This window comes from Actinomadura rifamycini DSM 43936, assembly GCF_000425065.1.
Classification (GTDB): domain Bacteria; phylum Actinomycetota; class Actinomycetes; order Streptosporangiales; family Streptosporangiaceae; genus Spirillospora; species Spirillospora rifamycini.
In genome coordinates, this window is sequence record NZ_AULB01000003.1 from 264,908 (window position 1) to 279,103 (window position 14,196).

Consider the following 14,196-nt stretch of genomic DNA (forward strand, 5'->3'; position numbering starts at 1 on the left):
AGAACTGTACGCCCGGCGCGCGGCTCGTGCGGCGAGATCGCCGAAGTCGCCCTACCGCAGCGGAATCCGCACTTCGTCCTCGACCGGCGGGAACGTCTCGTGGTCGCCGCACCCCGTCGCGGCGTGGCAACGGATCCGCAGCTCGTCCGCGGTGACGTCCAGCCGCAGGAAGCTCTTGAAGAACGGCGGCTCGTCCCAGTCGGCCAGTTCCGAGCGGAACCGCTGCGGCAGCTTGCGGACCGGCAGCCGCAGCGGCCCCCGCCGCCGCCGGTCGCCGCGCGGCACCCCCAGCGCGGACGCGACGAACCGGGCCCGCAGCGGCACGTCGCGGGCCTCGTAGCCCCGGCCGGGCTCGATCCCGAGCCGGCGCCGCACCGCCGCCGTGGCCTCCTCCGGCGTGAGGTCGAACAGCTTCGGCAGGCGCAGCCACCGCCCGTACAGCCTGCTGTACCGCGACAGGGAGTCGCCCCGCAGCGGGTAGCAGCGGAACTCGCTCTCCTTCACGGACCGGGTCCGCGGGATGGTGTGCGTCGCGTGCATGAACGCGCCCCCGCCGCCCGCCACGACGTACTGCAGCGGGCGCCCGTCCGCCCGCGCCATCGGGTACCGCTGGTAGTTGTGGATGTCGCCGCCGATCGCCGCCACGTAGTTGTGCGCCGGATCGCGGACGATCTCGTCGACCGTCCCCCCGCCCTCGATCGGGCACGGGTGGTGCTCGTCGTCCACGTACAGGGGCTTCCCGGTGACCAGCAGCTTCGGCTTCGGCCCCCCGGACACCCCCCGCAGCCACTCCCCCTGGTCGCGGTCGATCCCGCCCTCGATCCCGGTGTCGACGCCCACGATCCGCAGCGACGGGGTGTCGATCACCCAGTACGGCCCGGGCTGCCCCGCCCGCTGCCCCGCCGCGCCCCGGTACGTCCGGCGCGCCTCCGCGACCGCCGCCGCGTCGACGTCCCCGGCCTTGCGCCACAGCGCCCCCGCGAGCCACCCGAACGGCCCGCCCCACTTCGGCGGCGAGCAGTCCATGTCCAGCCCGCAGAACACGTGCAGGAAGCCCCGCAGCCCGTCGTACCAGTCGTGGTTCCCCGGCACGGCGAACACCGGGCCCGGATAGTCCTTGTAGGGGCGGAAGAACCGGTCCGGGTAGTCGCCGGCCTCGCCCGCCGGGTAGATGACGTCACTCGCGATGATCATGAAGTCGGTGTCCGCGGCCGCGTTCAGCAGCGGCGGCACCACCGCGTACTGCGAGCGGTCGCCCTCTCCCGTGTCGCCCAGCAGGACGAACGAGAACTCGGGCTCCGGCCGGTGCACGGTGAACGCCGCGGGCGTCCCCCGCTCCCGCAGCGCCGCGACGCAGCGCCGCCGGATCGCGCCGGACGGGTCCCCGAACCACTTCGCGATGACGTCGTTGCGGGACCGCCACAGCACCCGGGGCCGCCGCCACGAGAAGTCCGGCACCCGCTCCGGCAGCAGCTCGCGGAACGTGCCGGGCTTCCGGCACTCCCACCCGGCCCCCGCCTCGGACGTCCGCGAGTTCCCGTCGCCCTCCGCCATGCCGTTCGGACCGGCCGATTCCTCAGCACGCACAGAAGACCTCCGGGGGGAAGGGGGCGACCCGAGAAGTCTAATTGCGCGCCCCCCGGATCCGAAGGATCACTCACCCCCACCCCAAAGCCCCAGCCCGCCCACCACCAACATCGCCGCTAAGCCCCGAGCCCGCTCCCAATCCGCCCCCCAGTGGCGAGGCCATCCACCCCCGCCACCAGCACCCCAGCCAGAGCGGACCGGAACCACTGCGATTGCGTCCGAAGGCAGGTTCGAGCGAAGCGAGAACCTGATAGCGCAGCGAGCCCCTGGGCGAGCCGGAGCGATGCAGCAATCGCACGCAAGGCCCGTTGAAGGAAGGCCCCCTGGGGCCTGACGCCGAGGGCCTTGCAAACAAACACGCACGCACGACAGCGCCGGCGCCACCCCCAGAGACGCCGACGCTGTCACGTGCAGGGCGTCTGCGGGAATCATGAGTCCCCCCAGAACGGCGAGCAGTCGCCTTCTCATGATGCGTCCGCAGACGGCCCCAAGGTCCCTTAGCGGGACGTATACGACGCTATCCGGATGGCCGTAATGGCCGTGTAAATCGGCCCAAACGCGGGGCCCAAATCTGGCGGGCTCCCGCGTATCCGCTGGTCAGGGCGCCTGTTCGGGGGCGATGACCTGGAGGGCGCGCGGGAGGACGCGGGCGGTGACGGGCAGGACGCCGGGGAGTTCGCCGTCCGCGCCGTAGGGCAGGGCGCGGCCGGGCGGGCCGGCGAGCTCGATGCGGACCTCCCGGGCGCGCAGGACGTCCACCTGGGGGCGCCGGACGTGCGTTCCGGCCTCGAGTTCGCGCATGACGGCGAAGAAGAGGGGTTTCGGGGCGGCGCGGACGAGGACGACGTCGAGGAGGCCGTCGTCGACGCGGGCGTCGGGGGCGATGTGCTTGTTGAAGCCGTAGTAGCCGGAGTTGGCGGCGACGACGGTGTAGCCGCGGAACCGGTGCTCCGCGCCGTCCGCGGTGACCAGGTAGTCGGCGGGGCGCCAGGCGAGGATGGCGCGCAGGGCGCCGACGTAGTAGGCGGCGGATCCGCGCAGGAGGCGGGACGCGTTGGCGTTGGCGTTCGCGACGGCGTCGACGCCCGCGTAGACGCTGCCGAGGACGGCGGTGCCGTTCGCCTCGACGGCGTCGACGGCGCGCGGCTCGCCGTCGAGGAGGAGGCGGGCGAGGGCGGCGGGTTCGGCCGGGACGCCGAGCTGGCGGGCGAAGTCGTTGCCGCGCCCGGCGGGGACGACGCCGAAGACCGCGCCGGTGCCGGCGAGGGCGCCGCCGACGCGGCCGACCATGCCGTCGCCGCCGACGCCGAGGACGACGCGTCCGGCGGCCGCGGCGGTGCGGGCGAGGTCGGCGGCGTGGTCGAGGCCGCGGCTGTACTCGACGGCGAGGTCGGCGCCGGCGTCGCGGAGGGCGCGGGCGAGCGGGACGAGCGAGGCGGCGGACGCCGCGCCGCCGGCGGCGGGGTTGACGACGGCGGTGAAGGCGCGCGGCACGGTCACTCCCCGGCCGGGGGGATCAGGACGCCGGGGTTGAGGATCCCGGCGGGGTCGAGGCGGTCCTTGACGGCGCGCAGGACGGCGGCGCCGAGGGGGCCGATCTCGCGTTCGTACCAGTCGCGGTGGTCGGTGCCGACGCCGTGGTGGTGGCTGATCGTGCCGCCCGCGTCGATGATCGCGTCGTTGGCGGCGCGCTTCGCCTTGTCCCAGTGCGGGAGGGGGTCGTCGCCCTGGGCGGAGACGACCGTGAAGTAGAGGGACGCGCCCGCGGGGTAGACGTGCGAGATGTGGCACATGACGAGGGGCGGGGTGCCGGAGCCGGCCAGCGTGCCGATGAGCGCGTTCCGGACGGCCTCGTAGAGGTCGGGGATCCGCGACCAGAAGCCGGCGGTCTCCAGCGTCTCGACGAACGCGCCGACGTCCAGGAGTGCGTCGCGCAGGTAGGGGGCGTCGAAGCGGCCGCGCTCCCATTTCTCGCCGGGCGCGGCGCCGAGGGGTTCGCCGCCCGCGGCGCGGAGCGCGTCGGCGGCGCGGGCGCGCCGGTCGGCGACCTGCGCGGCGGTCCCCTCGAAGCCGAGGACGGCGAGGCAGCCGGCGGTGGCGCCGGAGCCGATCGCGGCCGGGTCGGCGAGCCCGATCATGGTCTCGGTCTCGTCCGAGAGGCGCAGGACGGCGGGGACGGGGCCGTCCTGGGCGAGGCGGCGGAGCCCGGCGGCCCCTTCGGCGAACGTCGGGAACCGCCATCCCTCGTAGGCGCGCTCCTCGGGGGCGGGGTGGATCCGGACGGTCACCGCGGTGATCACGCCGAAGGCGCCCTCGGAGCCGAGGACGAGCTGGCGCAGGTCGGGCCCGGCGGCGGACTTGGGGGCGCGGCCGAGGTCGAGGGTGCCTTCGGGGGTGGCGACGGTGAGCCCGAGGACCATGTCGTCGAACCGGCCGTACCCGGCGGACGCCTGCCCGCTGGACCGCGCCGCGGCGAATCCGCCGATCGTCGCCCACTCGTACGACTGGGGGAAGTGGCCGAGCGTGTACCCGTGCTCGGCGAGCAGGGCCTCGACGTCGGGCGCCCGCAGGCCGGGCAGCAGGACGGCGGTGCGGGACTCGCGGTCGATCGAGCGGAGGCCGGCCATCCGGCGCAGGTCGAGGGCGACGAACCGGTCGGCGCGCTGCGGCGCGAGCCCGCCGACGACGGAGGTGCCGCCGCCGAAGGGGACGACGGCGATCCGGTGGGCGGCGCAGGCGCGCAGGACCGCGAGGACCTCGTCGTGCCCGCCGGGCAGGACGACCGCGTCGGGCGCGGCGGACGTCTCGCCGGCGCGGACGCGCATCAGGTCGGGCGTCGACTTGCCGCGGGTGTGCCGGACGCGGGTCTCGGCGTCGGTGCGGACGTGCCGGGCGCCGCCGGCGGCCGCGGCGAGCGCGGCGAGTTCGGCGGCGTCCAGCCGGGGCTCTGCGGGGACGATCCCGGCGAGGTCCACGGGGCGCGCGTCGCGGGTCCGCACGCCGAGCATGTCCCGCAGCAGCCCGACGACGGGTTCGGGCAGCGGCGCCGCCCGGTCGGGGTCCCCCCAGCCGCTCCACCGCATGTCGCGCGCGTCCACCCTGCCTCCCGGCTCGTCGTTCCGTGTGTCTTACACTGTGACACATGACGTCGAACCGTCACAATGGGAGCGGCGCCCGGACCGCCGACGACACCGTCCTGGACGCCGCCCGCGACTGCGTCCTCGCGGTCGGCGTGCGCCGGACGACGCTGACCGACATCGCCCGCCGCGCCGGCGTCTCGCGGATGACGCTGTACCGCCGCTGGCCGGACGTCCGCACGATCGTCGCCGACCTGATGACCCGCGAGTGGGTGCGGATCGGCGCCGCCGTGCAGCCGCCCGACGACGGCCGCCCGGTGCGCGGGCGGCTGGTGGACGGCCTGGTCGAGGGCGTCCGCGCGTTCCGCGCGCACCCGCTGCTCCGCAAGATCGTCGACGTGGACCCCGAGCTGCTGCTCCCCTACGTCCTCGACCGCCTCGGCGCCAGCCAGCGGGCGTTCCTGGAGCTGTTCGAGGAGGCGATCACCGCGGGGCACGCCGACGGGACGATCCGTCCCGGCCACCCCGCGCGGCAGGCGCGCGCGCTGCTGCTGGTCGTCCAGTCCTACGGGCTGTCCGGCCGCACCGTGATCGACGAGGACGACCCCGAGCTGGGGGCGGCCGCGTTCGACGCCGAGCTGCGCGACGCCCTCGACCGGCTGCTCGCCCCGTGACCGCCGTCCCGTCCGCACCGCGCACCGCGCGAGGCCGGCGCCTCGACCGCAGCACCGCACGTTGGAGAGGGCTCCCCACATGACCAATGCACCCGGACGATCGTCGCTGAACCGGCAGCGGCGCGCGCGCGAGCTCGCGGCGCTGCCCGGCGAGGTCGTGGACGTCCTGGTCGTCGGGCTCGGCGCCACGGGGGCCGGGGCCGCGCTGGACGCGGCGTCGCGGGGGCTGTCGGTCGCCGCGATCGACGCGCACGACCTGGCGTTCGGGACGTCGCGGTGGAGCTCGAAGCTGATCCACGGCGGGCTGCGCTACCTGGCGTCCGGGCAGGTGGACGTGGCGTACGAGAGCGCGGTCGAGCGGGGGACGCTGCTGACCCGGACGGCCCCGCACCTGGTGGCCGCGCAGCCGTTCGTCCTGCCGCTGACGCCGCTGGTGCCGCGCACGCACGCGCTGGTGTCCCGGGCCGGGCTGCACGCCGGGGACGCGCTGCGAAGGGCCGCGGGCACGCCGCGGTCGGCGCTGCCGCGCTCCCGCCGGCTGTCGGCGGTGGAGACGCTGCGGGCCGCGCCCGCGCTGCGCCGGCTGGGGCTGCGCGGCGGGCTGCTGTCCTGGGACGGGCGGCTCGCCGACGACGCGCGCCTGGTCACGGCCATCGCGCGGACGGCGGCCGCGCACGGCGCCCGGATCCTCACCCGGTGCCGCGCGGTCGCGCTGGCCGGTGACGGCGCGCTCGTCCGCGACGAGGAGACCGGGCGGGAGTTCACCGTCCGGGCGCGCGCCGTGGTCAACGCCGCCGGCGTGTGGGCGGGCGGCCTCGTGGACGGGGTGCGGCTGCGGCCGTCGCGCGGGACGCACCTGGTGGTGCGGCCGGAGGCGCTGCCGGGGCGGGCGGGGATGCAGATCCCGGTGCCGGGCGAGTTCGGCCGGTTCCTGCTCGTGCTGCCGCAGGAGGACGGCCGGGTCTACGTGGGGCTGACGGACGAGCCCGCCGACGGGCCGATCCCCGACGTGCCCGAGCCGTCGCCAGGCGAAATCGGGTTCCTGCTGGACGTGCTGGGCGCGGCGCTCGAGGTACCGGTGCGGCCGGCGGACGTGGTCGGCGCGTTCGCCGGGCTGCGCCCCCTGCTGGACACGGGCGCGGGCGGGGGGACGGCCGACCTGTCGCGGCGGCACGCGGTGCTGACCTCGCGGGACGGGGTGGTGACGGTCGTCGGCGGCAAGCTGACCACCTACCGGCGGATGGCGCAGGACGCCGTGGACGCCGCCGCGGCGGCCCGCGGGCTCGCGGCCGGGCCGTGCCGCACCGCGCGGATCCCGCTGGTCGGGGCGGCGCCGCCGGACCGGCTCGCGCGGCTGGACGCGCCGCAGCGGCTCGTCCGCCGGTACGGGGCGGAGGCCCCGCTGCTCGCGGCGCTCGGCGCGGACGATCCGGCGATGCTGGAGCCCGTGGTCCCGGGGCTGCCGGTGCTGGGCGCCGAGCTGGCGTGGGCCGTCCGGCACGAGGGGGCGCTGGACGCGGGCGACGTCCTGGACCGCCGGACCCGCATCGGGCTCGTGGCCGCCGACCGGGCGGCCGCGCTCCCGGCGGCCGAGGCGCTGACCAGGGCCTCCACCGGGTGAGGGGGCGGCCCCGGCGGGTATGGGGTTCCCCACCATCGCTGGCCCCCCGGAGCTCTGTTAGGTTAACCTAACCTAATCGGCTGAGATCGGCGGGGGGTTCTCTTTGACGCGCGGCAAGGGCTGCGGGCACTGCCCGGGCAGTCACACCGGCGAGCGGCCGTGCCTGGCGAGCGCCACGGCGAAGGCCCGCTCCTGGCTGCTCATCGAGCACCCGGGCCCGTGGCCGGAGCGCGTCGAGGACATCGCCGGGCCGGCGCCGGTCGCGCGGGCCGTGCGCGCCGCGCTGCGCGCGGGCGTCCGGCCGCAGCTCATCCGCCGGACCGGCCGCCGCCGCGCGATCCCCCCGATGCAGGTGTACGCGGCGTTCTCCGAGGGCGGCCGGATCTGGGCGGAGGGGCGCAAGCTCGCCGACCCGGAGGAGCTGGACGCCCTCGATCTGGACGCCCTCGCCGCGGGGCGCTCGCCGGGGCTGGGGGCGCCCGTCGCCGACCCCGTCCTGCTGGTGTGCACGCACGGCAAGCGCAACGCGTGCTGCGCGCGCACGGGCGCGCCGCTCGCGCGCTCGCTGGCGTCACGTTTCGGGCCGCTCGTCTGGGAAACCACCCATGTCGGCGGTGACCGATTCGCGGCGAACCTGGTATGTCTCCCCCACGGCTTCTACTACGGCGACCTCGGCGAGACCGAGGCGGTCGCCGCGGTGGACGCGTACCTGCGGGGCGAGATCGTCCTGGAGCGGCTGCGCGGACGCGCCGGGACCCCCGAGCCCGCGCAGGCCGCGGAGCACTTCGTCCGGGCCCACACCGGACGGCTGGAAGCGGACGCCGTGCACGTGGAATCCCTCACAGGGACGACCCGGTACGAAGCGGTGGTCACCGTTCAGGGGAGCCGTTACCGGGTCGCCTTCGAGGCCGTTCAGCAGTCGGCCCCGTGCGGCCCCGACTGCGGGGAGAACCTGGAAACCTACATTGTTAGGGACCTCACCCTTCTCAACGCGGCGGCCCTCGTGTAATCTCTCGGAGGTCCCTTTAGAGGGCATCCGTGTCGCACGTCCCCAGGATTCCGGAGTAACCGGACGGGGAACAGAGCGGCAACTCCAGACGTTGGACCATTCGGCGCTTCGCTTCTGACTCTCGTCATGTGAAGCACGTCGAGCGTCCATGTCCTTTGCTCAGTACGAAACCAATCAAGGTGGGTGTTCCATGGCTCAGGTACGTCGGCAGGCAAACCTCCCTCGTCCCAGCTGGGGCTGGCAGGACGCCGCGGCGTGCCGGGGGGAAGACCTCGTCCTCTTCTTCGGTCCCGACGGCGAGCGCCAGCCCGAGCGCGAGATTCGCGAGCGCAAGGCCAAGCAGATCTGCATGGGCTGCCCGGTCCGCACGGAGTGCCTGGACTACGCGGTGTCCCGGCCCGAGAAGTACGGCACGTGGGGCGGCCTCAACGAGGACGAGCGCGCGTCCGAGCGCCGGCGCCGCATGCGTCGCGCCAACGCCGCCTAGCCGACCGCGCACAGGGCGGCGAACCCCTGCAGGACCAGCCGCCCCAACGCTCCCAGAACCACCCCGGCACGCCACCGAGATAAACGACACGGCCCCGCACCGGCGGGGCCGTTTGCGTTGCCCGTACCCGGTCCCGATGGACCGGGTACGGGCGTTTGCGTCACCCTTGCACCGTTCCGCCGTTCCCGAATTGCCGGGCGGTCGCCTTTTACCGCATCGAACGGCACCGCGTTAGCAATTTCCCGGAATTCACCGCGCTCCATTGTGGGGCGTGGTAGAGCGCCCGGCGCGTTCCAGCCAGCCGGTCACGTCGCGGTCGGTGAGCTGACCGAAGTCCCGGTACCACTGCCCGACGGCGCGGAAGTCCCAGGGCGCCGCCGGCACCACGAGGAGGTCCACCTCCGCCTCCAGCCGCCGCACGGTCTCCGCGGCCCCCACCGGCACCGCCAGCGCCAGCCGCGACGGGCCCCGCTCCCGCAGCGCCCACACGGCCGCGCGGGCCGTCCCGCCGGTCGCCAGGCCGTCGTCGACCACCACGACCGGGCGTCCGGACGTCTCCGGCAGCGGCCGCCCGCCCCGGTACGCCGCCACCCGGCGGTCCAGTTCCGCCCGCTCGGCGGCCACCGTGTCCGCCAGGTCCTCCTCGGTGAGCCCGAGCCGGGCCAGCAGCCCGGCGTCGAACACCGGCGAGCCGCCCTCCGCGATCGCGCCCACGCCCAGCTCCGGCTGCGGCGGGTAGCCGATCTTGCGGGTCACCAGGACGTCCAGCGGCGCGTCCAGCCGCCGCGCGATCTCGTAGCCCACCGGGACGCCGCCGCGCGGCAGCGCCAGCACCGCGGCGCCCTCCAGCCCCAGCGGCGCCAGCCGCTCGGCGAGCACCCGGCCCGCCTCGGTCCGGTCCGCGTACGGGAGCCGGACCGTCTCCTCCCGCTGGATCTCCTCGCGCGTCCTGTTCCTCGTCCTGTCCCAGGGCATCGCGCACACCCCCTCCGGGGTCGCTTGCACCTTCACCCCGGAGCCCTACCCGCTCAGCGCGGTTCTGTCAGGCGGACAGCCACCTGAGCGGGTTGTCGCGCAGGATCCCGTCGAGGGTCGCGTCGTCGGCGCCGGCGGCGCGCAGCGCGGGCAGGAACGTCTCGAACAGGTAGCCGTAGCCGGCGCCGCCGTAGCGGGCGACCTGCGTCATGCGGGACACGCCGGTGCTCAGCAGCACCCGGTCGGCGTGCCCGGCGTCGAGCATGTCCATGACGGCGCGGACGCGGGCGCCGAGGGCGGCGTGGTCGTCCCCCGCCAGGCCCAGCGTCCCGAACGAGACGTACGCGCCCGCCTCGGCGATCTTGCGGTGCTGGCCGGGGTCGTCCACCCGGTCCTGCTGGCCGACGGCGACCCGGTCGGGCGCCAGCCCGGCGGTGGTGAGGATCTCGAGCTGGGCGAGGCCCGCCCGGCCGTAGGTGGCGACCGGCAGCCCGGAGTAGCGGGCGGCGCGGGCCGCGGCCCGCAGGCACAGCTCCTCGGCCTCGGTGGGCGCCTCGCCCCAGGTGCCGATCTCGCCGATGACGCCGGGGAGCGCGTTCGTCCCGTCCATGCCGAAACCGATCTCGGCGAGCAGCCGCTCGGCCAGCCGGTCCACCGCGGAGGGGCCGCCGCCGGACTCCCCGGCGGCCAGCGCCTCGCGGACGAACGCGGGGTGGAACGGCTCGGTGAAGACGCCGGTCGCGGCGACCACCGCGACCCGGGAGGCGGCCGCGACGCGGGCCAGCGACGCGGCGTCGCGGCCCATGCCCGAGCAGGTCAGGTCGACGACGAGGCCGAGGCCCCGGTCCGCGCGCAGCGCGGCCAGCTCGTGCTTGACGGCCTTCTCCTCGTCGAGCCAGCGGCGCGGGTCCGAGCCGACCAGCGCGGGACGCGCCGGCCACCGCAGGTCGAGCCGCAGATGCTCGTGGGAGAGCACGGGGCCGGTGATGTCGGACGTCGCGATCGTGCCGGTCACGGTCCGGATCCGGCGGGTCTCCTCACCAAGGGTCATGTACGCCGAGGTTACGACATGTTTAGCCTTTTCATGGGTTTAACCGGAGGAGTTTTTACCCTCCGCCCCGTCACTCTCACCTGCGCCGTCACCCGCGTCGCCGTCCCCGCGGGCGTCCCGCACGGCCCGCGCCCGGGCCGTCCCCGCGCTGGGCCACAGCCGGTCGATCTCCGCGTTCAGCGCCGCGCCGATCAGCACCGCGAACGCCGCCACGTAGAGCCAGGCGAGCACGGCGATCGCCGCCGCGAGCGACCCGTACACCGACACCCCGCGCAGCGACCCCGCCAGGTACAGCCGCAGCGAGAAGCTGCCCGCGATCCAGATCAGCAGCGCCAGCACCGCGCCCGGCACCTCCCGGTACCAGGCCGTCCGCACGGGGACGCTCATGTGGTAGAGCAGCGCGAGGAACACGATCGACAGCGTCACGACGACCGGCCAGTACAGGATCCGGACGAACTCGGCGCTCTCCGGCAGCGCGTGCAGCACCAGCGTCGGCCCCAGCACCAGCAGCGGGATGACGACGATCATCACCAGCAGCCCGACGAGGTACAGGAAGAACGCGCGCAGCCGCGTCCGGATCATCCCGCGGATGCCCGACAGCCCGTACGCGATCGTGATCGTGTCGACGTACACGTTCGTCGCCCGCGACCCCGCCCACAGCGAGATCAGGTACCCGATCGACACGATGTTGGCGTTGCCGCCCCGGATCACGTCGTCGAGCAGCGGGACGACCACCGAGTCCACCGACGGCCCGGTCAGCACCGTGCGGGCCTGCTCGATCGCCCAGGAGCGGATCTCGGTGACGGTGCCGGGCCCGAGCGCGCCGCGCAGGTGCCCCATCGTGCCGATCAGCCCGATGACCAGCGGCGGCAGCGACAGCAGCGCGAAGAACGCCGCCTCGGCCGCGAGCCCGGTGACCCGGTGCCGGAACGCGGCGGCGGTCGTCCCCTTGACCAGCAGCCACGCCACCCGGGGGGCGGCCGCCGCCCCGCGCCGCACGCGCCGGAGCAGCCCGGCCCGCCGCCCCGGCCCGGGGCCTTCGCTCGGTTCCGCGCCCCCGCTCGGCGGGGCGTCCTCGGCATCGGAGACGGTCGTCACACCGCCTCACCGTAGGGCGCCCGCCGTCCGTGACGTCCGGGACCGCCCGTTCCGCGGCTGCGCTGCGCGCGTCGCACGACACCCCCCGTTCGGCCGCTCGTCCCGTCCCGTTCCCCGGCCCCCCACTCTGACGCACCCGGGCGCCGCCCCGCCCAAGATCATCGCAGCGCCGCCGGCCGCCGTCCCGGACCGCCGCCCGGCCGGGCGAGCCGCCCGGCCCGTCCGGCCGTCCGGCGGGTCCGGCGGGAGGGTGGCGCGAGGCACACCGGGAACGGGGGGTGAGCATCGGCCGTCATCGGGAACAATGGGAAGCGTGATATGCGAGTCGTGCCGTGAGCGCCGCCACGAGGAATGCCGTGGCGGCACGTGGTGCGACTGCCAGCACCGGGACGGCCCCGCGACGCGTGCGACGACGACGTCCGGCACGCGCGACGACGCGCGGGGCGGACCGAGCCCGGAAGCCGGCGAGGACGCCGGGAAGAGCGAGCCGGCCGTGAACTGGCGGCGGCAGGGGTGAAACGATGACTCTTCTCACGCGTCCGCATCCCGGACGTAACTGGACAGGCCGTGAGACGGCATGTCAGAGTTCGGGTATGACTGCTGCGGACCCGTTGCTGGCCAAGCGCCGGCACGTCGACTTCCTCCGCGTCCGCAGCGCGATCTGTCGGTGACGCCCCGACCACGCCCCCGTTCCGCTCCAGCCGGGCGCGTGGTGCATCGGCATCACCTTTGACCTCTCCTGCTCAGCGTCGAGCCGGCCGAACGAGACTGCCGGTGCGCTACGCGTCCCTCACGACCACAGATGAGGACGCGCGCCGTGCCACCCGCGATCAAGCGCAAGAAGGGCGAGGGCCAGTGGGCCCTCGGCTACCGGGAACCGCTCAACAAGAACGAAGAGAACAAGAAGAACGACGACGGGCTCAACGTCCGTCAGCGGATCATCGACATCTACTCGAAGACCGGCTTCGACTCGATCGACCCCGCCGACCTGCGGGGGCGGTTCCGCTGGATGGGCCTCTACACCCAGCGCAAGCCGGGCATCGACGGCGGTAGGACCGGGGCCCTCGAGGACGAGGAGCTCGAGGACAAGTACTTCATGATGCGCGTCCGGATCGACGGCGGCCAGCTCAGCGGCCCGCAGCTCCGGACGATCGCCGACATCTCCACGACGTACGCGCGGGGCACCGCCGACATCACCGACCGGCAGAACGTCCAGCTGCACTGGGTGCGGATCGAGGACGTCCCGGCGATCTGGGAGCGGCTCGAGGCGGTCGGCCTGCACACGATCGAGGCGTGCGGCGACACCCCGCGCACGATCATGGGCTGCCCGCTGGCGGGGATCGCCGAGGACGAGGTCATCGACGCGACGCCGCAGCTCCGCGACATCCACGACCGCTACATCGGCTCCCCCGAGTTCTCCAACCTGCCGCGCAAGTACAAGACGACGCTGTCCGGCTGCACGTCGCACTGCACGGTCCACGAGATCAACGACATCGCGTTCGTCGGGGTGCGCAACGACGAGGGCGAGACCGGCTACCAGGTGTTCGTCGGCGGCGGGCTGTCGACGAACCCGATGTTCTCGCAGAGCCTCGGCGTCTTCGTGAAGCCGGAGCAGGCGCACGAGGTGTGGCACGGCGTCACCTCGATCTTCCGCGACTACGGCTACCGGCGGCTGCGCAACCGCGCCCGGCTGAAGTTCCTCGTCAAGGACTGGGGCGCGGCGAAGTTCCGCGAGGTGCTGGAGAAGGAGTACCTCGGGTACGCGCTGCCGGACGGCCCCGAGCCCGCCGCGCCGCTGCCCAACCGCGACCACGTCGGCATCCGCCGGCAGCAGGACGGCAACTTCTACGTCGGGTTCGCGCCGCGCGCCGGGCGGGTGAACGGCGAGCTGCTCGGCGTCATCGGCGACCTCGCGGAGAAGTACGGGTCGGGCCGGGTCCGCACCACCATCGAGCAGAAGATGGTCATCCTGGACGTCCCGGAGGAGCGGACCGAGGCGCTCGCGGACGAGCTCGCGAAGCACGACCTGCAGGTGCGCCCGTCCACATTCCGGCGGCAGACGATGGCCTGCACCGGCATCGAGTACTGCAAGCTCGCGATCGTCGACACCAAGCAGCGCGCGATGGACCTGATCGACGACCTGGAGAAGCGGCTGCCCGACTTCGACCAGCCCCTGTCGATCAACGTGAACGGCTGCCCGAACGCCTGCGCCCGCATCCAGGTCGCCGACATCGGCCTCAAGGGCCAGCTCGTCGTGGACGAGAACGGCGACCAGGTCGAGGGCTTCCAGATCCACTTGGGCGGGCAGCTCGGCGCGACGTTCGGCAAGAAGGTCCGCGGGCTGAAGACCACCTCGGCCGCGCTCGGCGACTACATCGAGCGGGTCGTCCGCAACTTCGACGAGCAGCGCACCGACGGCGAGACGTTCGCGGCGTGGGTGCAGCGCGCCGACGACGCGGACCTCAAGTAGGGGCGCCCCCATGAGCGAGCGGATGGCGCCCTTCTACTGCCCCTACTGCGGTGAGGAGAACCTCGAGCCCCGCGCGGACGCGGGCTCGTGGTTCTGCCCCGACTGCGTCCGTTCCTTCACGTTGAAGTTCCTCGGCGTTGGAGTTCC

The 14,196-nt window shown here is 74.5% G+C and carries 11 protein-coding genes; 5 read left to right on the plus strand and 6 right to left on the minus strand.

What is annotated here, in order from left to right; all coding sequences use genetic code 11:
* Positions 1 to 51: 51 nt before the first annotated feature.
* From H505_RS0101045 to H505_RS0101055, 3 genes are all read right to left on the minus strand, one after another.
* The gene (locus H505_RS0101045; RefSeq protein WP_245592399.1) at positions 52 to 1,587 is read right to left on the minus strand and encodes a metallophosphoesterase family protein; all 1,536 of its coding nucleotides are present in this window, start codon (positions 1,585 to 1,587) and stop codon (positions 52 to 54) included.
* A gap of 597 nt (positions 1,588 to 2,184) precedes the next feature.
* Positions 2,185 to 3,081, minus strand: coding sequence for a diacylglycerol/lipid kinase family protein (locus tag H505_RS0101050; RefSeq protein ID WP_034516113.1), 897 nt, complete (start codon positions 3,079 to 3,081; stop codon positions 2,185 to 2,187).
* Between the two features lie 2 nt (positions 3,082 to 3,083).
* On the minus strand, positions 3,084 to 4,670 hold the full coding sequence (locus tag H505_RS0101055) for an FAD-binding oxidoreductase (RefSeq protein ID WP_026400474.1): 1,587 nt from the start codon (positions 4,668 to 4,670) through the stop codon (positions 3,084 to 3,086).
* A gap of 59 nt (positions 4,671 to 4,729) precedes the next feature.
* On the opposite strand from H505_RS0101055, the gene H505_RS0101060 reads away from it, so the two are divergent.
* From H505_RS0101060 to H505_RS48650, 4 genes are all read left to right on the plus strand, one after another.
* On the plus strand, positions 4,730 to 5,338 hold the full coding sequence (locus tag H505_RS0101060) for a TetR/AcrR family transcriptional regulator (protein ID WP_026400475.1): 609 nt from the start codon (positions 4,730 to 4,732) through the stop codon (positions 5,336 to 5,338).
* Positions 5,339 to 5,417: 79 nt separating this feature from the next.
* Positions 5,418 to 6,959, plus strand: a complete 1,542-nt coding sequence (locus tag H505_RS0101065) for a glycerol-3-phosphate dehydrogenase/oxidase (RefSeq protein WP_026400476.1) — start codon at positions 5,418 to 5,420, stop codon at positions 6,957 to 6,959.
* 103 nt (positions 6,960 to 7,062) lie between these two features.
* On the plus strand, positions 7,063 to 7,968 hold the full coding sequence (locus H505_RS0101070) for a sucrase ferredoxin (protein ID WP_026400477.1): 906 nt from the start codon (positions 7,063 to 7,065) through the stop codon (positions 7,966 to 7,968).
* Positions 7,969 to 8,158: 190 nt separating this feature from the next.
* Positions 8,159 to 8,455, plus strand: a complete 297-nt coding sequence (locus H505_RS48650) for a WhiB family transcriptional regulator (protein ID WP_021600082.1) — start codon at positions 8,159 to 8,161, stop codon at positions 8,453 to 8,455.
* Positions 8,456 to 8,704: 249 nt separating this feature from the next.
* Here the strand turns inward: H505_RS48650 and H505_RS39205 are convergent, their stop codons facing one another.
* The 3 genes from H505_RS39205 to H505_RS39210 form a co-directional block, all read right to left on the minus strand.
* Positions 8,705 to 9,430, minus strand: coding sequence for a phosphoribosyltransferase (locus tag H505_RS39205; RefSeq protein WP_051299997.1), 726 nt, complete (start codon positions 9,428 to 9,430; stop codon positions 8,705 to 8,707).
* 67 nt (positions 9,431 to 9,497) lie between these two features.
* Positions 9,498 to 10,481: a phosphotriesterase family protein gene (locus H505_RS0101085; protein WP_026400478.1), complete on the minus strand. Its 984-nt coding sequence runs from the start codon at positions 10,479 to 10,481 to the stop codon at positions 9,498 to 9,500.
* A 39-nt stretch (positions 10,482 to 10,520) separates the two neighbouring features.
* Positions 10,521 to 11,579 (minus strand): YihY/virulence factor BrkB family protein, encoded by a 1,059-nt coding sequence (locus H505_RS39210; RefSeq protein ID WP_051299998.1) that lies wholly within the window; start codon positions 11,577 to 11,579, stop codon positions 10,521 to 10,523.
* An 802-nt stretch (positions 11,580 to 12,381) separates the two neighbouring features.
* Between H505_RS39210 and H505_RS0101095 the strand changes: the two genes are divergently transcribed.
* A complete protein-coding gene (locus tag H505_RS0101095; RefSeq protein ID WP_211238371.1) occupies positions 12,382 to 14,049 on the plus strand; it encodes a nitrite/sulfite reductase in 1,668 nt (555 codons plus the stop codon).
* Positions 14,050 to 14,196: the final 147 nt, after the last annotated feature.

What these genes read in the sequence shown, in the direction of transcription:
- H505_RS0101055 (WP_026400474.1), bottom strand. Translation starts at nt 4,670, where the DNA reads ATGCGGTGGAGCGGCTGGGGGGACCCCGACCGGGCGGCGCCGCTGCCC.
- H505_RS0101060 (WP_026400475.1), top strand. Translation starts at nt 4,730, where the DNA reads ATGACGTCGAACCGTCACAATGGGAGCGGCGCCCGGACCGCCGACGAC.
- H505_RS0101065 (WP_026400476.1), top strand. Translation starts at nt 5,418, where the DNA reads ATGACCAATGCACCCGGACGATCGTCGCTGAACCGGCAGCGGCGCGCG.
- H505_RS48650 (WP_021600082.1), top strand. Translation starts at nt 8,159, where the DNA reads ATGGCTCAGGTACGTCGGCAGGCAAACCTCCCTCGTCCCAGCTGGGGC.
- H505_RS39205 (WP_051299997.1), bottom strand. Translation starts at nt 9,430, where the DNA reads ATGCCCTGGGACAGGACGAGGAACAGGACGCGCGAGGAGATCCAGCGG.
- H505_RS0101085 (WP_026400478.1), bottom strand. Translation starts at nt 10,481, where the DNA reads ATGACCCTTGGTGAGGAGACCCGCCGGATCCGGACCGTGACCGGCACG.
- H505_RS0101095 (WP_211238371.1), top strand. Translation starts at nt 12,382, where the DNA reads ATGAGGACGCGCGCCGTGCCACCCGCGATCAAGCGCAAGAAGGGCGAG.